Below are 23,080 nucleotides of genomic sequence, written 5' to 3'. Positions count from 1 at the left end.
CGAACGACACGACGCGGCGCGTGCGCTTGCGCGTCACCCGCTCGGCCGGCGCGAAGATGCGGCTGAAGATCGCGAATTGCAGCGGATCGGTGTCCTGGAACTCGTCGATCAGCGCGGCCGGATAGCGGCTGCGCAACGCATCGGCGAGCCACGGATGCGCGGCCAGCGCGCGATACAGATTCGCGAGCAGATCGTCGAACGACACGACGCGGCGCGTGCGCTTGCGCGTCACCAGCTCGGCCGGCGCGAAGTCGAGCCAGGTCTGCACGAGCCCGAGCCAGCGCGCGCGCTGCGCGGCCTCGGCGGCGACCACGGCCGCGGCCAGCGCGTCGGCATGCTCAAAGAAAGGATGCGCGGGCGGCTCGAAGCTGGCCTTGGTCGCCTTCTTCAACGCCGACGCCGTCAGCTTCAACGCCGCGCGCGGCGGCGGCGCATGGCAGTCGCCCCGCGCGAAGTAGTCGGTCCACGCGGCGATCGCGGCGCTGACGTGATCGGGCTTGTGCGTGGTCTTGCTCAGGCGCTCCTGGGCCTCGGCGAGCAGCGAGACGATCGTGTCGCGCTCGGCCTGCCAGATCGCGCACGCGACATCGAAGCCGGCCTGCGGATCGGCGCTAGCGCCGTGCGCGTCGACGCTGCCCCAGCGCAATTGCGCGAGCGGCTTTTTCAGGCGGCGCGCCAACTGCTCGTCGAGCGACGCCGGACCGGCGCGCCTCGCCACCAGCCACGCAGCGAACGCCGGATGCGCATGCGCGACCGGCTCGACCTGCTCGCGCCAGAAGTCGGCGGCGAGTTCGAAGCGCAGCGCCGCGTCGTCGGCTTCCATCTCGAACGCGAACGGCATCGCGGCGGCGAACGGCGCTTCCTGCAACGCCCGCTGACAGAACGCGTGGATCGTGTGGATCGCGGCCTGATCGAAGGTGCGCAGCGCGCGGCGCACGACCTTCAACGCCGCCTCGCGGTCGATACCGTTCTCCGGCGCGAGCGTCGTTTCGAACAGCCGGCGGATGAACGGATCGTCGCCGTCGTCGTCCATCTCGATCGCGCGATGCAGTTCCGCGAGACGGCCGCGAATGCGCTCGTGCAACTCCGCGGTCGCGGCCTTCGTGAACGTGACGACGAGAATCTGATCCGCATTCAGGTTCTTTTCGAGCAGCAGCCTCACATACAGCGCGCAGATGTTCCACGTCTTGCCGGTGCCCGCCGACGCTTCGATCTGGTTCACGCCGTCGAGCGGACACGCGAACACGTCGAGTTCGTCGGCGACGAGGTTTTGATGGCGCAGCGCTTCGCTCATGAGGCGCTCCGCACATGCTGGATCAGTGGCTTGAAGACGATCGCGGCGAGGCTGCCGAACGGCTGCGCGAGCGTGAGCGGCGTGCCGCGCAGCGCGATGCGCAACGCGGGGTCGTCGGACTCGCCGCGCACGCGGTCGTTGATCCATACGCCCTGTGCCGCCGATTCGCTTTCGCTGACTCTCGCCCATGCGCTCTTAGGGAAGAAGCGCAGCGGCAGCCGACGGCCGGCATTGAAGAGCGCCGCCAACGGCGCGAGTTCGTCGAGCGGCGCCGCGACGCGCGCGAGCTCGAAGCTCTCGCCGCTGCCGTGCCACACGGTGCGGCGCGGACCGTCCGGCTGCGCCGCGCAATAGACCAGATGCGCGAGCCACGCGGATAGATAATCGCGTGCGCTGGCTTTGGCATAACGAAAGATCACTTGTCCCGTTCCGGTCAGCAGGTTCAACGTGCCGCGCAATTGCAGCGGCGTTTCGGCGGCCTCGCGCAGCAGCGCGTCGTAGTCGCCGAACAGGGAATCGGCGCTATCGATGCCATCGCCGCCCTGCGGCCAGCGCGGCCTGATGTCGAGCACGAACGGCAAGCGCTCGACACCGGCGGCGACTTCGCGCCGCACGCTTTGCGCCAACTGCCGCAGCGCGGACAGTTCGCGAGCGCGCCACACCGCGCCGGTCGCGCCGCCCGGCAACTCGGGGCTCGCCTCGGCGACGCGCTGCACGCGGCTATACACCACGTCGTCTGCGGTGTCGGCGTCGAGCAGCACCGGCAGCAGGCGCTCGGCGAGCGCGTCGCGGCCCGCATAGTCGAGATCGAACGGCTCCGTATCGAGCAGTTCGCCTTGCGCGTCCGACAACGCGATGCCGAGCCGGTCGCGCAACAACGCGCGCGCCGGATGACGCCAGAAGCGCACGAAATCGTCGAACTGCACCTCGCGCAAATCTTCCGGCGGCAGCGGTTGATCGAAGAACGGCGCGGCATCCGCATGCTGCGGTTCGGCGAGCAGCGTGGCCAGCTCGGCGCGATCGGCGTCGTAGGTGAACAGGTCCGCCTTCGCCGCAAAATAGTCCGACGCGAACGCCTGCAGCGGATGCTCGACGATGAACTCGCGCCGGGCGCGGTCGACGTCGGCCGGACTCGCGTCCTCGCCCGCCGACACCTGCGCGAGATGATCGAGCAATTCGTCGACGAGCGCGGCCGGCGGCAGTGGCGCGTTATCGCGAATGCTGCGGCCCGTGTACGCGATGAAGAGCCGCTCGCGCGCGGCGAGCAGCAGATCGAGGAACAGATTGCGCTCGTCGTCGCGGCGCTGACGGTCGCCGGCCTTGCCGAACGCGGCCATCAGATCGAACTCGTCGGCACGCGCGAGCGACGGCAGCACGCCGTCGTCCATGCCAAGCAGGCAGACCACCCGGAACGGCAAACCGCGCAAGCTCGTCAGCGAAGAAAACGTCACGCTGCCCCACGGCACGCCGCCGCGCGCAGGGTCGTCGAGCGCTTCGGTGAGCGCGGTGCGCACCACCGACGCCGGCAGCAACACGTCGCGCGCGCCGGCCTGCATCGCGGCAGTCATCGCATCGAGCGCGTCGCGCACGGCCGCGAGCGAATCGGCGAACTCGACGCCGCCGTCGAAGCACTGCCCGAGCGTTTCGAGCAGCAGCTGCGACCAGTCGGCGGGCGGGCGCTCGATCGCACAGCTCGCCGCGAAGCTGTCGATATCGTCGACGAAGCGCGACAGACGGCCGAGCAATTCGGCATCCGAACCGCCCGCGCCTTCGACCGGCAGCCATGCATCGACCGGCTCGCCGCCGGCCGGCATCGCATAGCCGAGGTACAGGCGCGTGAGCGCATCGGCGAACGTATGACGCGCGACCGGCACGTGCTCGCCGACCGGTTCGAGCGGCGCGAGCCCGCGCCGCGCGCCGGCGGCCGCGAGCCATTCCTGCGCGGCTTCGAGCGAATTCGCATCGATGCCGTAACGCACCGCGACCGCTTCGACGCGCAGCCATTCGATCAGATCCGGCGCACCCACACTGCGCTCGGGCAGCGCGAGCCAGTCGAGCAACAGACGCGCGACCGGATTGGCCTGCGACGGCGGCAAGCCGGTGATCCGGTACGGAATACGGCGCGTGTCGCCGGCGGGCGTGGTGCCGAACACCGCATCGATCAGCGGACCGGCCGCCGCCAGATCGGACACCGCGACCAGCACGTCGGACGGCTGCAAATCGTCGAACTCGTCGAACCAGCCAAGCAGGCGATCGTGCAGCACTTCGAGCTGCCGGGACAGGCTATGGCAAACGTGGACCTCGATACCGCGCTCGACAGGCAACTCGTCGGCATCGGCTTCCTTGCGCAGATCGAGGATGCCGTTCTGCACGGCGGCAAGCCAGCTCGGTTCGGGGTTCTCGGTGAAGTCGCCGGTCTCGGCCGATGCCGCGCTTTCGGTCAGCTCGTGCAGCATATGCAGCTGCGCCTGAGTCTGCCGTCCCCATTCGGCGAGCAGCGGATGACCGACTTCCTGATAGTCGAGCTGCCCCGCCGCGTCGAGCGCCTGCACGCGCCCTTCGCTGACCACGTCGAACCAGAACTCGCGGCATGGGTTCATCACATAGAGACGCACGTCGATCCAGCGCGACAGCGCGCGCAGCAACGCAATGTGAAGCGGCGGCATGGTCGGCAGCGCGAACACGCTGACCGCCTCGGGCCATTGCGCGTTCGAGATCGCCTCGAGATCGAGCACGGCGATTTCATCGAGGAACCGATACGCGGGTGGCAACGCGGCCGCCGATGTTTGCGCATGGCCGCCGGCTTGCGCGAGTTCGGCGAGCACCGCGCGCCACAGCGCCGCCTGCCAGCGCTCGTCTTCGCGCGCCGCATCGCTCGCGCCGGTCAGACGCGGACCGGTGTCGTCTGCCGCGCCACTCGCGAAGATCGAGCCGCCCTTCTGCCACTGCAGCAGCCATTCGGGGCGATAGGTCAGATAGTGATCGAGCACGGTCGCGACGCGCCGCGCGAGTTCGTAGCGCATCGACGCGTCGGCCGCATCGAGATAGGTGCGCAAACGCGGCGACGCATTCCACGGCAGCGCTTCGTCGGTGTCGTCGAGCAGCCGGTAGCAGCGCCACACGAGCCGGTCCGGCGCGAACGGCGAATGCTTCGGCACCTCGATCACGCCGCCGATCTGCGCCCACAACCATTGCGCGAGATAACCAAAGTTCACGTTCGCGCAGATGCCCTGGCGCGCGGCGATATCGAGTTCGAGCCGCCGGCGCACGGCCGCGCTCGGCACGATCACGGGACGCGCGGTCCATGGGTCGGACGGCGCTTGCGCGAGGTCGTCGAGCAGCGCGCCCACCAGCGTTTCGTAGCGGTTCGAGTAGAAGAGCTGAAGCATGGATTCCAGATCACATTTGGCACGCCGACGGCCCGCGAGTGATGCTCGCGAACCGCGGCGGACATTGAAGCGACAGCATAACAAACCGATCCCCACGGCATAACCTGGCCGAATGGACGAGGTCAGATCGCGCGCAAAATCAGTTAGACTCGACGGCAGTTTCGCGCTGTCTTTCCAACTGCGGTTTTCTCGGTGAATGGATTCAGTTAGTCGATGCGCTATTCGGTCGAAATAAGAAAATTCCTCTATAGCCAGTACTTTTATGGCGGCCTGCGCATCGCGGTCGGCGTGTCGTTACCGGCCATCCTGTGCCTGCTCGTGTTTGACAATCGTGAACTCGGCTTCACGATTGCGACCGGCGCGCTCGGCGCCTGCGTCGTCGACATGCCGGGCCCGCTCAAGTACAAGCACAACGAGATGCTGGCCTGCTCGGTGATCGGCTTTCTGTCCGCGCTCGCCACCGGCCTCGCCACCGTCAATCCGATCGCGCTGTGGTGCACGGTCGTGCCGCTCACGTTCGTGCTGTCGCTGATCGTCGTGTACGGCAACCGCTGGCCGCAGATCAGCTTCGCGACGCTGTTCATGATGATCCTGACGCTGGAGGAGCACTTCACGCCACAGCAGGCGCTCGTCAACGCGTCGTGGATCCTGCTCGGCGGCCTCTGGTACACATACTGGTCGACCTTCGTGAGCCAATGGATGGTGCATCGGATCGAGCAGCAGGCGCTCGCCGAAAGCGTGTTCGCGTGCGCGGACTATCTGCTCGCGCGCGCCGCGTTCTACGATCTCGACAACGATCTCGACGAGTGCTATCGCAACCTCGTCGACAAGCAGATCTCCGCGGTCGATCGCCAGGAGGCCGCGCGCGACATCGTGCTGCGCAATCTGCCCAGGCTCAAACGCGGCAAGCTCGAACCACGCCGCGCGATGCTGTACAACCTGTTCATCAATACCGTCGATCTGCACGAGCTGTTCGTCGGCGCGCAAACCGATTACACGCTCGTGCGCAGCACGTTCGGCGGCTCCGACCTGCTGGTGTTCTATCGCGATCTGATCCGCAAGGCGGCCGAAGATCTCGAGGAGATCGGCCTCGCGGTGCTGCAGAATCAGGCGCCGCGCAAGCGCGTGAACGTGAAGGCCGAGTTGCGCGCGATCGAGTATGAAATCGAGCTGATGCGCAAGCAGGAACTGCCGACGCAGAACCCGGAGGCGTATTCGGCGGTGTCGTCGAATTTCCGCCGCATCTGGAGCGCCACGCGGCTGATCGACAAGATGCGCCGCAGCCTCACCACCGAGCCGAGCCCGACCGAAACCGAACTGCGCATCGACCAGGCGCTGAGCCGCTTCGTGACGAGCCGGCGCGTGCCGTTCGGGCAGATCTTCTCGAATCTGACGATGGCCTCGCCGAGCTTTCGCCATGCGTTGCGCGTGACGATCGCGGTCGCCGTGGGCTTCTGGCTCGGCCGCCTGCTGCCGCTGACCAACGCGTACTGGATCGTGATGACCACCGTCATCATTCTGAAGCCCGGCTACTCGCTGACCAAGCAGCGCAACGGGCAGCGGATCATCGGCACGCTGATCGGCTGCGCGGCGAGCATCGCGCTGATCATCTTCGTGAAGGAGCCGCACATCCTGATGGTCGTGATGTTCGCGTCGATGGTGATGAGCTACAGCCTGCTGCTGTTCAACTACACGGCGAGCGTCGTGTTCACGTCGTCGTATGTGCTGCTGCTGTTCCATCTGCTTGCGCCGGGCAGCCTGCGCATCATCGGCGAGCGCGCGATCGACACCGTGGTCGGCTGCGCGATCGCGATTGCGGCGAGCCACCTGTTCCCGTACTGGGAGTACCGCTTGATGGGCAAGCTCGTCAACAACATGATCAGCGCGACGCGGCAGTATCTCGAAGCGAGCTGGTGGTGGAGCGGCAAGCCGGCCGCTGCGGTGGTCGCGGCCGTGACCGAAGCGGGCGCGCGTGCGCCGGCGGCCGCGATGGCGGACCCGGCGCTCGGCTTTGGCGGGCCGGCGCTCGCTGTCGCTGGAGCCGAAGCCGACGTGGAGAGTGGCGCCGGTGCGCGCCGCGCGGAGCGCGCAAGCCGTGCACAGCCGCTCGGCGACGCTGGTGCCGAGGCAAACGCTGGCGACGCCGCCCATGGCACCACCACGATCCGCAATCCGACCGCGCGCCCGGCAAGCGGCGCATCGGCTGCCGCCGCCGCGGCTGCGACCGCGCTCGACCGCGATTACCGCTATCGGCTCGCGCGCAAGAACGTTCACGTTGCGTTCGCGAATCTCGGTCAGGCATTCCAGCGCATGATGCTCGAACCGAAGTCCGCGCAGAAGTTCGTGCCGGAGTTGAACGGTCTGCTGGTGCGCAGCCACGTGCTCGCGTCGCAGATCACGGCTGCCGCGCCGCTGCTGCGCACCTCCGCGCAACAGCAGCAACAGGTCGAGGATGTCTCGCTACAGCCGCTGCAGCGCGCATTGAGCCTCGTGCGCGACAACCTGAGCGCCGCCGAAGCCGGCACCGCGTTGCCCGCAGAGCAGAGCGAGCAGATCAAACTGATGAGTCGCGAGCTGGATGCGATGGTCGTCAAAACGGAGAAATCGCCGGACTATTCGGCCGATGCGGTGCACGACACGAAACTGCTCGCGCATCAATGCAAGCAGATGCTCGCGGCGTCCGCGCAGATTCGCAAGGACGCGAGCATCATCCGGTTGCCGGAGGAGTGAGCTGCGACGCGCGCGGGCATTATTGCGCGGCGCCGCTCGCCGGTCTCAGCGCGTTGACCGCCGCTGCTGCCTCCGAGGCCACCGCCGGCACCTGCGTGGGCTGGCTCTCGAACTCGTGCTTTTGACGGATCGCGTTGTAGATCAGCGTTGCGGTCACGAGCAGAATCGCCACCACGATAAAGACGGCGATGCCAAAGGTCGGGTTCTTCTTGCGCGGCGGTCTGGTCATGAAGCGGGCTCGGTTCGCGTAGCAGTCGCGGATGGGTCGGAGAAGGCGGCATTCTACGCCCAGTGAGCTTGCACGCGGCTTGCAGCCGATGGGGTCGGCATGGATGCGCCGGAGCGCATTTGCTATCGAAACAGCAAGCGGCGCTCCTGGCGCTCACGGATGCTCCACGAGCATCACGTTACCGCCGACGAACGCACCGGCAACGCCGTCGAATACTTGATCTGCTCCATCGCGAAGCTCGAACTCACGTCGTACAGCGGCACGGCCGTGATCAACTGCTTGTAGATCCGGTCGTAGTCATCGATATCGGAGACCACCACGCGCAGCAGATAGTCCGTCTCGCCGCTCATCCGGTAGACCTCGACCACTTCGGGGATATCGCGCACCGCCTGCGCGAACGCGGCGGCCCATGTGTCCGTGTGCTGGTTCGTGCGCACCGCCACGAACACCGTGGTTCCGACACCCAGCTTGCGCGCGTCGCACAGCGCCACCTGCGCGCGAATCACGCCCGCGTCCTTCAGGCGCTGCAGCCGCTTCCAGCATGGCGTCTGTGACAGGTTCACGCGCTGCGCGAGTTCGGCGATCGGCATCGTCGCGTCCGCCTGCAGCAATTCGAGCAGCTTCCGATCGATGATATCCATACCCATACCCCCCACCCCTCATAGGAAATTATTCTACTTTTCTGACGGCGGAGGGAATTATATGGAAACTCTTTCTCCGGGCAAACCGGTATAAATATCGATACCGAAAATTGCCGACCAGCGGCGTTCGCGCTGCATCACCATCATGAGCGACGACCTTCGCGCCACCGCTTTCAAGCACCTTCCCGACTACCTGAAGTCGCTGCCGGACCCGGCCCGCCTCGAAGCGACCGCGTTACCTATGCACACGCTGCGCGATATCAAGCGCACACCGCTCGAGCGCCTGTGCGACACGCTCGACGCGATGTTCGAAGCCTGCGCGAAATTTCCGGAACCGTCGCATTCGACGTTCTTCGCGCGCACCATGCGGCTCGCGCTCGCCGAGGCGGCCGCCGACCCGGCGCTGCTCGCACCGGTGCAACGCGAAGGTTCCGCCGAAACTTATCGGCGCCATCTGCTCGTCGCCGATCCGCAAGGCCGCTATGCGATCGCCGCGCTGGTCTGGCAGCCCGGCCAGGCGAGCCCCGTGCATGCACATCACACGTGGTGCGGTTACACGGTGGTCGAAGGCCAGCTGAGCGAAACGGTCTTCGAATGGAACGACGCGCAGCAATGCGCGAGCGCGCTGCGCGCCCGGACGCGCAACCGCGGCGCGGTGTCGTACGTGCGCGGCGGCCGCGCAGCGATTCATCGGCTCGGCAACAGCAGTGACGCGCTGGCGGTGTCGCTGCATATCTATGGCGTCGAAGGCGCGCGGATCGGGACGCACGTGAACGACATCGTGCGCACGGCCGATGCCGCGGAGATGGTGTGACGACGGTGCACGTCACGACGGGACGTGACGTGACCTGACGTGTGACGGGATGTGACGTAACGCGTTCGCGCGACTACGCAGTCATGCGAGCACACAAGCACGCGACCGTCTTCGCGCGTTGCCCAACAACCCCCCGCCTCAACTCTTTCCTCCGACATCGCCCGCCGTCGGAATCTGCGGCGGAATCGGCGCGGTCTGTCCGGTCGGCGGCGGTGCCGGACGCGGATCGTGCGACACGTCACGCGCGGGCGCAAGCGGCACATGTGTCGATGCGCGCGCCGACGGGCCCACGGCGCCCACTTCATACTCCGCTTCGCGCGGATACTCGTGCGCCGCTTCGCGGGTTCGTTCGCGCGCGGGTTCATGGACCCTTTGATGCGCTTTGCCGTGCGCGCCGTCGCGCCCCCGTTGGTGCGCGTCGGCACCGGCATCCACAGGCGCGACGAACCCGGTCATCTCATCGTCGCGCAACGGCTCGCCCTCGCTATCCTTCGACGACGTGTACACCCGCATCTGCGCGACCGGAATCTCGATGCCCGCCTCGTCCATCTTGCGCTTGAGCCGCAAATTGAACGCCCGCGCGACGCTCCATTGCTGCAGCGGCCGCGTCTTGATCTGCCCTTTGACGACCATCCAGTTCGGATCGAAGCGGTCGAGACCCCACACCTCGATCGGCCCGAGCATCTCGCGCCGGTAGCGGAAGTCGGCCATCAGCTCCGCGCCGACTTCGCGGATCAGCTGCGTGATCTCGTCGACATCGGTCGAGAACGACATGCGCACCTCGAACACCGCGTACGCGAAATCGCGCGACAGGTTCTTCACGATCTTGATCTGCGAGAACGGAATCGCGTGAATCGCGCCCTGCCCGTCGCGCAGCCGCACGGTGCGGATCGACAGATGCTCGACCGTGCCCGCATGGCCGCCATCGACGTCGATCCAGTCGCCGACCGAGATCGTGTCCTCGATGATGATGAAAAGCCCGGTGATCAGGTCGGTCACCAGCGACTGCGCGCCGAAGCCGATCGCCAGACCGATCACGCCCGCGCCGGCGAGCAGCGGCGTCACGTTGATGCCGAGGTTCGCGGCGGTGACGATGCCGCCGATCGTCATGATCGACACGAGCAACACGTTGCGCACCAGCGGCAGCATCGTGCGGGCGCGCGTGCTCGGGCTGCGCGCCTTGTTGCGCGGGCTGCCCGGATTGAGCGTTTCGGTGATCGCGGTGTCGACCAGAATCCACAGCAGCCACGCGATGAACACGGTGGCGACGATCGCCGTCATCGCATGCGCGATGCCGCGCGCCGCCACGTTCCTCTCGATCACCTCGGCCAGCGACACGTCCCACAGCCGCGCCGCCAATTCGAAGAAGAACAGCCAGATGAACAAGGTCAGCAAGGTGCCGCAAAAGCGCAGCAGCCGCGTCAGATACGGCGAGCGGCGCCGCGCGCGGGCGCTGCGCGGGCGCGTCATGCGCAGCACGATCGCCGACAGGAAAAACGCCAGCACCAGCAGCAGCGCGGTGACGATCGAAATCTGCAGCACGTTTTCGCTGGAGCCGGAGCCGCCCAGCGTCGCGACCACCGACGCGGCCGCCAGCACCAGCACCGGCACGTGCCACATCGCGGCAAGCACCTCGAACGCATCGGTCGCGGCCCGGTGGTCGCTGCGCTGTTCGTACGGCCGGTTGCGGATCAGGTGCGCGATCGGCCGGCGAAACGCGAGCGCGAAATAGCCGGTCAGCACGGCAGCCGTCATGTTGGCCGCGGTCGAAATCAGCGCAGCCAGGTTGGTGCCGATCTGATGCTCGACGTCGTAGTTGACGGCTGCGTCGCCGAGCGCGCCGCACACGCCGATCACGAACAGCACGCGGCGCGCGTGATCGATCAGCAATCGCACCGCGACGCGCCGGTGGCCCGAGCCGAACAGCGAAAACATGATCAGGCAGATCGCGGAAAACACCGCGCCCGCGACGATCGCATACGCGACCACCATGCCGAGCGTGCGGCCGAGCGCATCGGGCATCGCGCGCATGAACAGCAGCGCCGCGATGAACGCGATGATCCACGGACCGACGCGGCGCAACGCGAAGATCAGCAACTCGCGCGTGGTGGGATTGGGCCGCAGCACCAGTTCGATGCCGAAGCGTCTGTGCACCCGATGCTGCAGATAGATCAGCGCGCCGGCACAGGCACCCCAGCCGGCCAGCATCCCCAGCATCGCCAGCAGGATCGTGCCGACACCCTCCCGTCCCTGGCCGGAGACGATCGTGTACAGCTCGTTGCCGGCCGCGGTCACGCGCCCGCTCCAGTAGCGCACCGGCGTGCGGCCCTGGTGCACGTCGGATTCGAACGACGCGATACCCGATGCGATCGCGCCGAGCAGGCCCGGGCTCGGTTGCACGGCCGCCGGCGCGGGCGGGCCGACGGTGTGAGCGGCGCTTTCCGATACGTCGCGCAATTTTTTCAGCTGGGCGACGAGCGCGCTGCGCTGGCGGTCGTTGTCGAGCGTGGCGATCACACTGTCGAGCGAGCGCGCGAGCTCCGCCTGGCTCGCGGGCGACGGGGCCGACGCCGACGCCGCCTCGGGCGCCGACGCACCCGAGGCCTCGGACGCGGGCGTCGCGTTCACCGTCGCGCTGTTGATCAGGCTCTGTAGTGCCGGGATCACCGGCGTGCCGCCGCCGACCGCGGGGCCGGCGGCCTGCGCGATGCGCGGCAGCGCGCCGAGGCACAGAATCAGCGTGGCGCACAGCAGCGCGGTAAACCAACCCAGCAGCGCATATGCGCTCGCGCGCGGACGGACGTCGCCGCTGGCAGTGTCGCGAGCGGTGTGATCGGAGGAGAGATGAGTGGCGGTGAGAATCGCCGGCTGCTGCCCGCCGCCAGACGGCGCAGCCTCGGACTCACGCCGCGACGGGCATGACTGCATGGCAATCCGTGAGAAAACGGCAGACGCCAGTGTAGCCGCAGTTACGCCCGGCGCGCCCGAACATGCGTAACCGAATGTTAGTACGCTTGCGCGGCGGGCGGATTCGATGCGCCGGTCGTCAGTACGCGACCGTCGCGATCTGGCGGACGAAGCGGCCCTGCTCCAGTTCGTCGACGAACGCGATCGCGTAGTCTTCGGCCGAAATGCGGCTGTTGCCGTCCGCGTCCGCGATCAGCGTGTTCGCGCCCGTGCGGAACTTGCCGGTGCGCTCGCCCGGCGCGATCAGCGCGGCCGGCGCGAAGAACGTCCAGTCGAGATCGGTCACGCCGCGGTAGTAGTCGAACGCGTCGCGGTGCGCGAGCGCGATGCCCTTGTACGCGGGCGGAAAACTGTCGGTATCGACCAGCTGCTTGCCCGGCGCGACTTCGAGCGAGCCCGCGCCGCCTACCACGACGACGCGTTTCAGCCCCGCCGCGCGCACCCCTTCGACCAGCGCGCGCGTGGCCTGCGTCAGCGTGGCGAGATCGCCTTGCGGCGGCGCATACGCGCTTGCCACGACGTCCTGACCGCGCACCGCCGCGCCGACGCTCGCGGGGTCGAGCAGATCGGCCTGCGCCGCATGCAGATTCGCGACGCCGGCCGGCACGCGCGCCGGATCGCGCACCAGCGCCGTCACCTGATGCCCCCGACGCGCGGCTTCCGCGGCAATCCGCGATCCGATCGTGCCGGTCGCGCCAAACAAGGCGATCTTCAATTGCTTGCTCATATCAGCGTACTCCTCAGGTTGTTGTATATGTAACTGTCACAGTTACATATAGCGAGAAAAAAAGCGGGGCTCTCACCCCGTTCATTGCTTAGGCACCGTCAAGTCCGGCGCTTGCGCTCGCGATGCTTCTCCGAGCGGACCACGTCGGCGGTCGCATCGGCGAGCGTGCGTGCGGCGAGCGCCGCTTCCATCGCCTGCTGCGCTTCGTCGATGATTCCGCTCAGCACGCTCTGGATATTGCGCCCCACCATGCACTCGGGATTCGGCTCCTCGCGATGCAACGCGAACAACTGCGCGTCCTCTACGGCGCGATAGACGTCGAGCAGCGTGATCTGTTCCGGCCGCCGCGCGAGCAACGCGCCGCCACCGGCGCCCATCTGCGACGTGGTGAGGCCGGCCTCCGAGAGCATCGCCAGCAGCCGGCGGATCAGCGCGGGATTCGTGTTCACGCTGCCCGCAATTATCTCCGACGACAACGGCACGCCGCCCTGTAACGACAGCAGTGCGAGCACATGCACGGCAAAGGCAAACCGGCTACTCGTGTTCACAGCAGATCCGTCCCGCAACGACAATGTGTAACCATCGTAATTACATATACCTCTAAAGTCAAACGGCGAAAGCCGGATCGAACCGAGCGCGGGTCATTTGTCCATCTGCTTCTGCGCGTCGGCAGACTCGGTCGATGCGCTCGCCGAAGCCGACGAGGTCGCATTCTGCGCCGACCATGCCTGCAGCTTGCGCCCCGCCGTTTCGAGGCCTTGGCCCGTGATCGACGCGGCCCTGCCGAGCTGAGCGTTGGCCGCGCTCGCCGCGTTCTGCAGGTTGGCCTGCGCGCTCGACGCTAGCGCGGCCGGGTCGATCCTGATCGACGGCGCAGAGGCCGAGTCGAGGTTCTGCTGTGCGGCGTCCTTGGTCGCCGTGACCTGCTGGCCGACGTAGCTCGCTGCCTGATCGAGCTTCTGACCGGCAAGCTGCGCGGCGTCGTTGAGCTTGCCCGCGACCTGGCCGGCCGACGCGTCGTTTTTCTGGCACGCGGCCAGCGCGCCGAACACGAAGACCACGACCGCCGCGCGGCGCAATAAGGATGAGGAAACAGATGAAATCATGATCAGAAAGAAGCCGCGCCGAGCGGCTCGCAGATGCTAAGACGTGCCCATGATACCGCCGTTGCGCCGCGCGGCCGCTTCGAGTCACCGCGGCGAGGCCGACCGTGGTTCCGCCTGCCAATCCTGCCGGAGTCGTCGATTCGCAAATATAAGTTGATTATGTCTCCAGCGAAGTACGGCTAGTTTGTGTCAATCGCTGAGCCTACGATGGCATCACTTCATCACTCACACGTAGGAGACACATCATGGCAAACATTCAACAGGGCGGTTTCAAGCGGGTATGGTTCATCACCGGCGCGTCGCGAGGCATCGGCGCATTGATTGCCGAAGCCGCGCTTGCAGACGGCAACGCGGTGGTGGCCGCCGGACGCAAAGTCGCGGCGATCACCGAGCGGCTTGGCGAGTCGGCTGCGTTGCTGCCGGTGGAGCTGGACGTGACCAACGAAGCGCAGGCAAAGGCGGCGGTGCAGGCCGCAGTCGAAAAATTCGGCCGCATCGACGTGCTGGTCAACAACGCCGGGTTCGGTCTGCTCGGCGCGGTGGAAGAATCCGCCGACAAGGACGTGCGTCGCATGTACGACACCAACGTCTTCGGCTTGCTCAACGTCACCCGCGCCGTATTGCCGGCGATGCGCGCGAACCGCTCGGGCCACGTGATCAATATTTCGTCGATCGGCGGCTATCGTGCCGCGGCGGGCTTTGGCGTCTATTCGTCGACGAAGTTTGCCGTCGAAGGCATCACCGAAGCGCTGCATGCCGAGTTGAAACCGCTCGGCATTCACGCGACAGTCGTCGAGCCGGGGTATTTCCGCACGGACTTTCTCGATGCTTCGTCGCTGGTCGTTGCGCCGGACGTGATCGACGATTACGACGAAACCTCGGGTGCGGTTCGCCGCAAGGCCATGCAACTGAATCACAACCAGCCCGGCGACCCGACCAGGCTTGCGGCCGCGATGATCGCGCTGGTCGACGCGGCGTCCCCGCCGTTGCGCCTGCCGCTCGGGACGGACACGCTGGCCGCCATCGCCGCGAAAAACGCTTATGTGACGCAGGAAACGGAAGCCTGGAAGGACCTGTCGTCATCCACCGACTTCGCTGCGTAGGCGAAGAAAAGCAGCGGTTCGGTATTCGCCGAGCCGCTGCTCGCCTGAATCGCGGTCGCGCGAATATCAACGGGCGCCAGTCAATTCGCCAGCGTCAGAATCGGCGCACCGGCATCCTTCAGCAGAAAAACCAGGAATTTAGCCGGCCTGGTCTTGCTGGCATTGCGCCCGACCGTGTGCACGTCGTTCGGACCTTCGTAAAAGGTCTGGCCCGGCTTCAGCGTGACGGTCTTGCCGCCGCGCACACCCATCACGATCGAGCCTTACAGCACGTAGATGAAGCCGTGCGCATCATGCCGATGCACCGGGTCCGCACTGCCGGGCGGATACTCGACCGAGAGCACCGTGACTTCCTTGCCCGGATAGTCTGCCAGCGCCTTGGTCGTCAGCGGCGAAACTTGCGCCTGCGGCGGCTCGTGCGCGTGTGCGGCGCCCGCTGCCAGCAGCAGCGATGCGATCACCCATCTGGAAATATGCATGACGGTGCTCCTATGCTGATCGATCAGGCCAGACCGGACTTGTCCACGCCAAAAGCCTTGTCGTAGATGCCCGGCGGGATGCGGAAGCCGATGTTGACCCGATTCCACGCGTTGATCGACATCACCTGGAAGGTCAGGTCGGACAACTCCTTCTCCGAGAACTGGGTCCGCACGCGATCGTAGATTTCATCGCTCACACCGAGCGGCGAAATATGGGTCAGCGCCTCGGTCCAGGCGAGCGCCGCACGCTCGCGCGGCGTGAACAGGTTGGACTCGCGCCACACGGCCACGTGATGAAGGCGCAACGGACGCTCGTCATGGATCGTGGCTTCCTTCACGTGCATGTCGACGCAGAACGAGCAGCCGTTGAGCTGCGACGCGCGGATGTCGACGAGATGGCGGATGGTTTCCTCGATGGCCGACTTCTTGAGCACGAGGCTGAACTCGACGAACTTCTTGAACAGTTCCGGGGATTGCTGCTGGTAGTCGATGCGCTGGGTCATGGCATGTCCTTTGGGCGGTTGAAGAAAGGAAAAATCGTTGCGGGAATGCGGTTCAGTCTTTCGCGACGGAGCGGCTGAGCCAGGTGTGGAAGCGTGTCGGGCCGACGCGATGACCGCTGCCGGCGACCAACGTGCGGTCGTCCAGTCCGCTGCCGAAATAGCGGGCGTGGATATCGGCGATCACCGTGCGTGGATCCTTGTGCGCGGCGAGGAACTTGCGGGCGAGCTCGTCGAGTGGGAAGCGGTCCGGACCGGCGACTTCCGTCGTGTCGTTTAGCGGCACCCCCGCTGCGAGATCGGCGAGGACTGCGGAGACGTCGTCGGCGGCGACCGGCTGGATCAGCGCGGGCGAAAGACGCACGTCGCCTCGCTGGGAGCTGGCCTCGATGATGCCGCCGACGAATTCGAAGAACTGCGTCGCACGCAGCAGCGTGTACGGAACGGTCGACGCCTGGATCAGCGTCTCCTGCGCGGCCTTGGCGCGAAAATACCCGCTTTGCTGCAGGCGTTCCGTGCCTACGACCGACAGAGCGAGATGGTGCTCGACGCCCGCCGCGTGTTCGGCGGCCAACAGGTTGCGGCCCGCCGTCTGGAAGAAAGTCATCACGGCCTCGTCCTCGAAGGACGGTGCGTTGGCGACATCGACGACGACCTGCGCGCCTTCGAGCGCTTTCGCCAAGCCCTCGCCGGTCATCAAGTCCACTCCGGTCGACGGGGATGCGGCCACCACGTCGTGACCATCGCGGCGAAGCCGCCGCACCACGTTCGAGCCGATCAGTCCGCTGCCACCCATGACGACCACTTTCATGTTCCACTCCTCCGGTTCGGTTGACGAAGCGCTTGCTGGTTGATCCGATGGGTGCAGTATCATTTCCAGCCGCCGGCGCCGCTTTGCCTGCGCCTTGTATTTCCGTCCAAAATTCCTTGATCCGCTTCATCAGCGCGCCGGGTAGCGCGTAGCTGGCGGCTTTCTCGCCCTGGAGTCCCCAATGCAATGGGTTTTCGCTGACTGCACGCTGGACCTGGAGCGTCGCGACTTGCGCCGCGCTTCCCAAGCGGTTGCGACGACACCGAAAGTGTTCGATCTGCTGGTTTATCTGGCGAGCCACCGCAACCGGGTCGTGGGCCGTGATGAGTTGATCAATGCGGTGTGGGACGGACGCGTGATTTCCGAATCCACCATGGCCAGCCACGTCAACGCCGCACGCAGCGCGGTCGGCGATGACGGTCAGCAGCAGCGCGTGATCAAAACCGTGGCGCGCAAGGGATTCCGCTTTGTCGCCGACGTCACCGAACATCCGGCATCTGATCAGGCCAGCGAGAAGACAGCGACGGCGACCGAAACGTCATCGCCGGATGCGGCGCAGGCCAGCAAGCCTTCCATCGCCATCCTGCCGTTCGTCAATCTCAGCGGCGACCCGGAGCAGGACTATCTGGCCGACGGCGTGATCGAGGACGTCATCACCGCGCTGTCGCGATACCGCTGGTTGTTCGTCGTCGCGCGCAATTCGAGCTTCACTTACAAGCATCGCAACGTGGACGTGAAGCAGATCGGCCGTGAGCTCGGCGTGCGCTACGTGCTCGAAGGCAGTTGGCGGCAGGCACAGGGGCGCGTTCGCATCACCGGCCAGCTCGTCGACGCGGGCACCGGCGCGACCCATTGGGCTGGCCGCTTCGAGGGCGTGCTCGACAATATTTTCGAGTTCCAGGACCAGATCGCCGACAGCGTGGTCGGTGCGATTGCGCCGCAGGTCGAACAGGCGGAGATCGCTCGCGCGCGGTTCAAACCAACCGAAAGTCTGCGTGCCTACGACTACTACCTGCGCGGCATGGCGCAGCTTCATCAAGGCAGCCGCGAAGCGATCGACGAAGCGTTGCCGTTATTTCAGCGCGCGTTTGCGTGCGACCCTGAGCTTGCATCGGCGTATGCGATGGCGGCCTGGTGTCACTGCTGGCGCAAGATCAATGGCTGGATGCACGATCGCCCAACGGAAATGGCCGAAGGCGCCCGGTGGGCGCGTCGTGCCGTGGAGTTGGGCAAGTACGACGCCGTAGCTCTCGCGCGCAGCGGTCATGCGCTATCGCATCTGGCCGGCAACCTGCCCGAAGGTATCGCCTTGCTGGATCGGGCGCTCGAGTTGAATCCCAATCTTGCCGCCGCGTGGTTTCTCAGCGCATTTCTCCGCTTGTGGCATGGCGAGACTGAACAGGCGATCGGGCAATTTGCCCATGCGATGCAGTTGAGCCCGCTGGATCCAGAACGCTACCGAATGCAGTTCGGCTTGTCGGCCGCGCATTTGTTCATGGGCAACTTCGTCGAAGCCGCTGCGTGGGCCGAGAAAGCCATCCGGGATTTGCCGGGTTTCGGCATGGCCTACGCAACGCTCGCCGCGAGCGAGGCCTGGCTCGGGAAACCAGCGGAAGCTCGACAAGCCGCGATTCGCTTACGCGAACTGATTCCCGACTTGCGCCTCGGCAACTTGACCGACTGGATGCCGATCCAGCGCGACGAAAACCTTGCCGTCTTCACTGAAGGCTTGGCAAAGGCTGGATTCGATCCTGAACCCCGCGAGGATTGACGCTTCCCGCAACGGGCGTCGACATGCAGCGGCGCTCGCCTCGATATCGTTCAGCGGCCTCCCACATTTCAGAAACTTCCGACGGTTGTAGACGAAACACCTCCCTATAGTCGCGGCTGCTTTTAGGGAGTGCTGTTTCGATGAAACTGATCGACTGGATCGTCACCCTCGTCGTCATGCTGATGATGATCGTCTTCTTCTGCGGGCGCCGACCGCCCACCTGGTCGCACGACACCCGCGCCCGGCATATGAAGGGAACGCGTTTGCTGATGCAGGCCGCGTGCGCGCTGTGGGCGGCGCTGCTGGCTGTGACGAACGGCCTGTTTGCCGTCGAGGGGATTGCCGGCGTTCGGACAACGCCGGCCGAGTCGTCCGCCGGCATCGCCTTGCTGCTGGCATGCAGTTGCTACTGGTCGGTGCGCGGCCGAAGACTGCTGAAGCCGCGGCGGATTTTCGCCGGTTAAGCGACGGCGGGACGCCATCCGCATCGCGCGATCGAGCGCCCCTACCGCGTAGTGATGCCTCGCACCGCGTCGATCGAAGGCGCGGGCAACCCGCTGCCGGCGCTGAAGCCCGACCCCGTGGCGCCCAGCATGCTCTCGCGCACCCCGCGCGCCGCCGGAGCCGGAGCCGGAGCCGGAGCCGCCGCCAGACTTGCCGCGGCGAGTGCTGGCGCGCCAGCCGCGGCCGGTTCCGCGCGCGCGGCACCCGCCGCCTCTGGCAGCGACAGATAGAAGGTCGTGCCCAACCCCTCCTTCGATTCCGCCCACACTCGCCCGCCATGCCGCTCGACCATCCGCCGCACGAGCGCGAGGCCGATGCCCTCGCCGTCGCCGGCCGTCGGGTTGCCGTGCAGGCACTGGAACGCGGTGAACAGCCGCGGCAGCGCGATCGACGGAATGCCGAGGCCGTTGTCACGCACATAGAAGATTCGCAGCGAATGCACGCCCGGCGGTGCGGGCGTCGTGCCGATTTCGACGCGGCCCTCGCGCGCCGGGTCCAGATAATTGACCGCGTTGCCGATCAGGTTCGCGAAGATCTGTTCGAGCGCGGTCGGATCGCCCCATACCGCGGGCAATTCGCCGACCGTCACACGCGCGCGCCGCGCGCGGATCGAGCCCTGCATCGCATCGACGACGCGTTGCACGATGTCGCCCACATCGACCTTCTGGCGGCGGTACTCGACACGTCCGACACGCGACAGCCGCAGCAGCGCGTCGATGATGTGCGACGCGCGCAGCACCGCGGTCTGCAGATAGTGCAGCGCCTCGCCGATGTCCTCGTCGACGATCCGCTCGATCCGCTCGCGCGTACTGAGCGCGAGGGACGAGCCGCGCACCGTGTCGCGCAATTCGTCGCAGGCGCGAATCAGCTCCTTCGAAAATCCCTGCAGGTTCACGAGCGGCGCGCGCAGATCGTGCGACACGCTGTAGATGAACATTTCGTTTTCCTGAGTCTGCTGGCGCAGCGTCTCGTTGATGCGCGCGAGCTCGGCGGCGCGCCGCTCGAGGTCCGCGTGAAAACGCGCCTCGATGCGCTCGGCTTCGAGCAGACGGCGGCTCGTCTCGTGCAAGGTCAGATCGAGTCGCGCAATCTCATCGCGACCCGGGCCGAGCGGCGCGAGCGGCTCGTTGCCGGCAAGCCGCCCCGCGTTGTCGGACAGCAGCGCGAGCCGGCCGCGCACGCCGCGCGTGAACATCCAGATGGCGAGCGCGACGAACAGCAGCGAGCCCAACGCGGCCGCGACGATCAGCGTCTGTTCCCGCTCGCGCACGGCGGCGACGGCATTCGAGCGCGACATGTCGAGACGGCGCTCCTCGGCCTGGAACGCGCTCACCTGCAAACGGAAATGATCGAGCACGTCGACCTGGGCGAGATCGTCGAAGCGCGCGAGGATCTCGGCGCGCCGCCCGGCGTGCAGCATGTCCTGGATGCGGTCGGACCACTGGCGGTACGCCTGCACCGCCTGGCGCACCTCGACCACGCGCTCGACCTGCGCGGGATTGTCGCCGACGAGATCGACGAGCTCGTCGATGCGCCGGTCGACGTCCATCCATACCGCGATCGGGGTCGTGAAGCGCGCGTCGTTGGCAAGTACCGCGCCGCGCAGCGCGACCGATTCGGACAGCACCGGATCGAGAATCGCCGTGCTCTGGCGCAGCACCTCCTCGCTATGCATCGCCCGCTGCTCGGCCATCGTCGCATCGGCCTGCGCCTTCACCACGCCAGTGAGCAGCGCGAGCTCGAAGACGGCCGGGATCGCGATCAGCAGCAGGCCTTTAGTGGTCAGTCTCATGCGTGCCCATGGGAGGGTTGGCCGACGGATCTTTTATGGAGTCGGCACATTATGTGGGCGTTTGCGCGGGAAAAGAAAGAGGGGCACGAACCCGTCGATAGGCGCGGTTCCCCGTTGGTCCACTGCGCGCCAGGATTGGGCATCGGCGCGCCCCGCCAGCATCGTGTTGCGTCAGGATTCCGAATAAAGATGTAATTTAAATCGAATATTTCGCCCTTGTCTGGGTCATTTTGCGCAGCCCCGTCGATTTATGCACTTTTGTTGTGCCTTGCATCTCTTTTGAGGTGCATGGCGAGTTCAGGCGGCGCATCGTTCGAAACCATCGGATTCCCGGCCCGGTGTCCGATTGCACCGGGTCGACGCGGCCGGCACAACTTTGGCCCGCTTCTTGCTCATAGCGCACTTTTTTGGCACAAGCGGAACATATCGATGGAAAGTCTGAAATACGGCGCCGATACCGAGTTTCTTCTGATCGGCGCCGCCATGGTGCTGGCGATGCACGCAGGATTCGCCTTCCTGGAGCTCGGCACCGTGCGCAAGAAGAACCAGGTCAATGCACTGGTCAAGATTCTGGTGGACTTCGCGGTGTCGACGATCGCGTACTTCTTCATCGGCTACACGATCGCATACGGCGTGCAGTTTTTCGACGGCGCCGCGACGCTCGCCCAGCACAACGGCTATGCGCTCGTGCGCTTTTTCTTCCTGCTGACGTTCGCCGCCGCGATCCCCGCGATCGTGTCCGGCGGCATCGCCGAGCGCTCCAAGTTCAATCCGCAACTGTTCGCGACGTTCGTACTGGTCGGCTTCGTCTATCCGTTCTTCGAAGGCATCGCGTGGAACAACCGTTTCGGCATTCAGGACTGGCTCACGCAGGCGTTCGGCGCGCCTTTCCATGACTTCGCGGGTTCGGTGGTGGTGCACGCGTTCGGCGGCTGGGTCGCGCTGCCGGCCGTGCTGCTGCTCGGCGCGCGCCACGGCCGCTATCACCGCGACGGCGGCATCGCCGCGCACCCGCCGTCGAACATTCCGTTTCTCGCGCTCGGCGCATGGGTGCTGACGGTCGGCTGGTTCGGCTTTAACGTGATGAGCTCGCAGACGCTCGACAAGATCAGCGGCCTCGTCGCGGTCAACTCGCTGATGGCGATGGTCGGCGGCACGCTGAGCGCGTGGTTCGCGGGCCGCAACGACCCGGGCTTCACGTACAACGGCCCGCTCGCGGGGCTCGTCGCGGTGTGCGCGGGCTCGGACATCATGCATCCGCTCGGCGCGCTGATCACGGGCGGCATCGCCGGCGTGCTGTTCGTCTATATGTTCACCTGCGTGCAGAACCGCTGGCGCATCGACGACGTGCTCGGCGTGTGGCCGCTGCACGGCCTGTGCGGCGCATGGGGCGGCATCGCGGCCGGCATCTTCGGCACCCACGCGCTCGGCGGGCTGGGCGGTGTGTCGTTCGCCTCGCAGATTATCGGCACGCTCGGCGGGATCGTCGTGTCGGGGATCGGCGGCACGGTCGTGTATGGCGCGATCCGCATGACGGTCGGTCTGCGGCTCGATCAGGAAGAGGAATACAACGGCGCCGATCTGTCGATTCACAAGATTTCGGCGACGCCGGAGTGAAAAGGCGGCGCTCGCGGGGAAAGGCACGGACCACACGCCTGTCCCCAAAATCCGCGCGCCGATGTTAGACTTCGCGGCTGGAGATGGCATTCTCCATTAACCGCCCATGGGGCTGATGATGCCTGCTACGCCCGGCTATGCGGACGCGGCATCATCTCGCCCGCATCAACCGGTTTGTCGACATTCCCGGTTCGATCCTCTTCCATGTATTGGTCTTTTCTCGCTGTCGCGATTGGCGGCGCACTCGGCTCGCTGTTTCGCTGGTTCCTCGGCTTTCGACTGAACCCACTCTTTACTGACCTGCCGCTTGGCACGCTCGCCGCCAACGTGATCGCCGGCTACATCATCGGCGTGGCGGTCGCGGGCTTCGCGCGGGTGCCCCAGCTCTCGCCGGAATGGCGGCTGTTCGTCATCACCGGTCTGATGGGCGGGCTGTCGACGTTCTCGACGTTCTCCGCGGAAGTCGTGCAGCGCCTGCAGGACGGCCGGCTCGGCTGGGCGGCTGGCGAAGTGGCGATTCACGTGAGCACGTCGCTGATCATGACGATTCTCGGCATCGCGACGGTTTCGCTGCTGGCGCGCTGAGGCGCGCGCCTGCCGCGCGAA

Annotated in this window: 18 protein-coding genes, 1 pseudogene and 1 riboswitch; of the genes and pseudogenes, 7 read left to right on the top strand and 12 right to left on the bottom strand. The window is 66.2% G+C overall.

Going from position 1 to position 23,080, the window contains the following annotated elements:
* Positions 1-1,294, bottom strand: a 1,294-nt coding sequence (locus tag AB3X89_RS24680) for a UvrD-helicase domain-containing protein (RefSeq protein WP_368585609.1), incomplete at its 3' end; no start/stop codon positions are given.
* Positions 1,291-4,683, bottom strand: a complete 3,393-nt coding sequence (recC, locus tag AB3X89_RS24675; RefSeq protein ID WP_368585608.1) for an exodeoxyribonuclease V subunit gamma — start codon at positions 4,681-4,683, stop codon at positions 1,291-1,293. The genes AB3X89_RS24680 and recC, both read right to left, overlap by 4 nt.
* Before the next feature lie 213 nt (positions 4,684-4,896).
* Between recC and AB3X89_RS24670 the strand changes: the two genes are divergently transcribed.
* The gene (locus AB3X89_RS24670; protein ID WP_368585607.1) at positions 4,897-7,413 is read left to right on the top strand and encodes an FUSC family membrane protein; all 2,517 of its coding nucleotides are present in this window, start codon (positions 4,897-4,899) and stop codon (positions 7,411-7,413) included.
* A gap of 19 nt (positions 7,414-7,432) precedes the next feature.
* On the opposite strand, the gene AB3X89_RS24665 is transcribed toward AB3X89_RS24670, so the two are convergent.
* Both AB3X89_RS24665 and AB3X89_RS24660 read right to left on the bottom strand, forming a co-directional pair.
* A complete protein-coding gene (locus AB3X89_RS24665) occupies positions 7,433-7,642 on the bottom strand; it encodes a hypothetical protein (protein ID WP_368585606.1) in 210 nt (69 codons plus the stop codon).
* A gap of 173 nt (positions 7,643-7,815) precedes the next feature.
* Entirely contained in the window at positions 7,816-8,289 is a 474-nt protein-coding gene (locus tag AB3X89_RS24660) for an Lrp/AsnC family transcriptional regulator (RefSeq protein ID WP_368585605.1), read from the bottom strand.
* Positions 8,290-8,428: 139 nt separating this feature from the next.
* On the opposite strand from AB3X89_RS24660, the gene AB3X89_RS24655 reads away from it, so the two are divergent.
* Complete coding sequence (locus tag AB3X89_RS24655) at positions 8,429-9,097, top strand: cysteine dioxygenase (protein WP_368585604.1); 669 nt, start codon at positions 8,429-8,431, stop codon at positions 9,095-9,097.
* Positions 9,098-9,235: 138 nt separating this feature from the next.
* Here AB3X89_RS24655 and AB3X89_RS24650 read toward each other — a convergent pair whose 3' ends face one another.
* The 4 genes from AB3X89_RS24650 to AB3X89_RS24635 all read right to left on the bottom strand — a co-directional run bounded on the left by AB3X89_RS24650 (position 9,236) and on the right by AB3X89_RS24635 (position 13,897).
* On the bottom strand, positions 9,236-12,025 hold the full coding sequence (locus AB3X89_RS24650; protein WP_368585603.1) for a mechanosensitive ion channel family protein: 2,790 nt from the start codon (positions 12,023-12,025) through the stop codon (positions 9,236-9,238).
* A 118-nt stretch (positions 12,026-12,143) separates the two neighbouring features.
* On the bottom strand, positions 12,144-12,791 hold the full coding sequence (locus AB3X89_RS24645; protein ID WP_368585602.1) for an NAD(P)-dependent oxidoreductase: 648 nt from the start codon (positions 12,789-12,791) through the stop codon (positions 12,144-12,146).
* Between the two features lie 98 nt (positions 12,792-12,889).
* Positions 12,890-13,339, bottom strand: a complete 450-nt coding sequence (locus AB3X89_RS24640) for an Rrf2 family transcriptional regulator (protein WP_368585601.1) — start codon at positions 13,337-13,339, stop codon at positions 12,890-12,892.
* Positions 13,340-13,432: 93 nt separating this feature from the next.
* Positions 13,433-13,897 carry a hypothetical protein gene (locus AB3X89_RS24635; RefSeq protein WP_368585600.1) on the bottom strand — a complete coding sequence of 155 codons (465 nt, stop codon included), beginning with the start codon at positions 13,895-13,897 and terminating at the stop codon, positions 13,433-13,435.
* A gap of 245 nt (positions 13,898-14,142) precedes the next feature.
* Here AB3X89_RS24635 and AB3X89_RS24630 point away from each other — a divergent pair, with 245 nt between their 5' ends.
* Complete coding sequence (locus AB3X89_RS24630; protein WP_368585599.1) at positions 14,143-15,000, top strand: oxidoreductase; 858 nt, start codon at positions 14,143-14,145, stop codon at positions 14,998-15,000.
* An 80-nt stretch (positions 15,001-15,080) separates the two neighbouring features.
* Here AB3X89_RS24630 and AB3X89_RS24625 read toward each other — a convergent pair.
* The 3 genes and pseudogenes from AB3X89_RS24625 to AB3X89_RS24615 form a co-directional block, all read right to left on the bottom strand.
* Positions 15,081-15,479 (bottom strand): annotated as a pseudogene (locus AB3X89_RS24625) (cupin domain-containing protein).
* A 23-nt stretch (positions 15,480-15,502) separates the two neighbouring features.
* The gene (locus AB3X89_RS24620) at positions 15,503-15,982 is read right to left on the bottom strand and encodes a carboxymuconolactone decarboxylase family protein (RefSeq protein WP_368585598.1); all 480 of its coding nucleotides are present in this window, start codon (positions 15,980-15,982) and stop codon (positions 15,503-15,505) included.
* A gap of 52 nt (positions 15,983-16,034) precedes the next feature.
* A complete protein-coding gene (locus AB3X89_RS24615; protein WP_368585597.1) occupies positions 16,035-16,790 on the bottom strand; it encodes an SDR family oxidoreductase in 756 nt (251 codons plus the stop codon).
* A 181-nt stretch (positions 16,791-16,971) separates the two neighbouring features.
* Here AB3X89_RS24615 and AB3X89_RS24610 point away from each other — a divergent pair, with 181 nt between their 5' ends.
* Together AB3X89_RS24610 and AB3X89_RS24605 are read left to right on the top strand one after the other, a co-directional pair.
* Positions 16,972-18,561, top strand: coding sequence for a winged helix-turn-helix domain-containing tetratricopeptide repeat protein (locus AB3X89_RS24610; protein ID WP_368585596.1), 1,590 nt, complete (start codon positions 16,972-16,974; stop codon positions 18,559-18,561).
* A 140-nt stretch (positions 18,562-18,701) separates the two neighbouring features.
* Positions 18,702-19,025 (top strand): hypothetical protein, encoded by a 324-nt coding sequence (locus AB3X89_RS24605; RefSeq protein WP_368585595.1) that lies wholly within the window; start codon positions 18,702-18,704, stop codon positions 19,023-19,025.
* 41 nt (positions 19,026-19,066) lie between these two features.
* Here the strand turns inward: AB3X89_RS24605 and AB3X89_RS24600 are convergent, their stop codons facing one another.
* A complete protein-coding gene (locus AB3X89_RS24600; protein WP_368585594.1) occupies positions 19,067-20,857 on the bottom strand; it encodes an ATP-binding protein in 1,791 nt (596 codons plus the stop codon).
* Positions 20,858-21,286: 429 nt separating this feature from the next.
* On the opposite strand from AB3X89_RS24600, the gene AB3X89_RS24595 reads away from it, so the two are divergent.
* Both AB3X89_RS24595 and crcB read left to right on the top strand, forming a co-directional pair.
* Positions 21,287-22,474, top strand: coding sequence for an ammonium transporter (locus AB3X89_RS24595; protein ID WP_368585593.1), 1,188 nt, complete (start codon positions 21,287-21,289; stop codon positions 22,472-22,474).
* Positions 22,475-22,544: 70 nt separating this feature from the next.
* A riboswitch (Fluoride riboswitch) is annotated at positions 22,545-22,606 on the top strand.
* A gap of 72 nt (positions 22,607-22,678) precedes the next feature.
* On the top strand, positions 22,679-23,059 hold the full coding sequence (gene crcB, locus AB3X89_RS24590; protein WP_368585592.1) for a fluoride efflux transporter CrcB: 381 nt from the start codon (positions 22,679-22,681) through the stop codon (positions 23,057-23,059).
* The last annotated feature ends 21 nt before the right edge of the window (positions 23,060-23,080 follow it).

The sequence above is a fragment of the Paraburkholderia sp. BR14320 genome, from assembly GCF_040948665.1.
GTDB lineage: Bacteria > Pseudomonadota > Gammaproteobacteria > Burkholderiales > Burkholderiaceae > Paraburkholderia > Paraburkholderia youngii.
The sequence above is the reverse complement of the archived record's forward strand: the minus strand, read 5'-3'. Positions and strand labels throughout refer to the sequence as shown.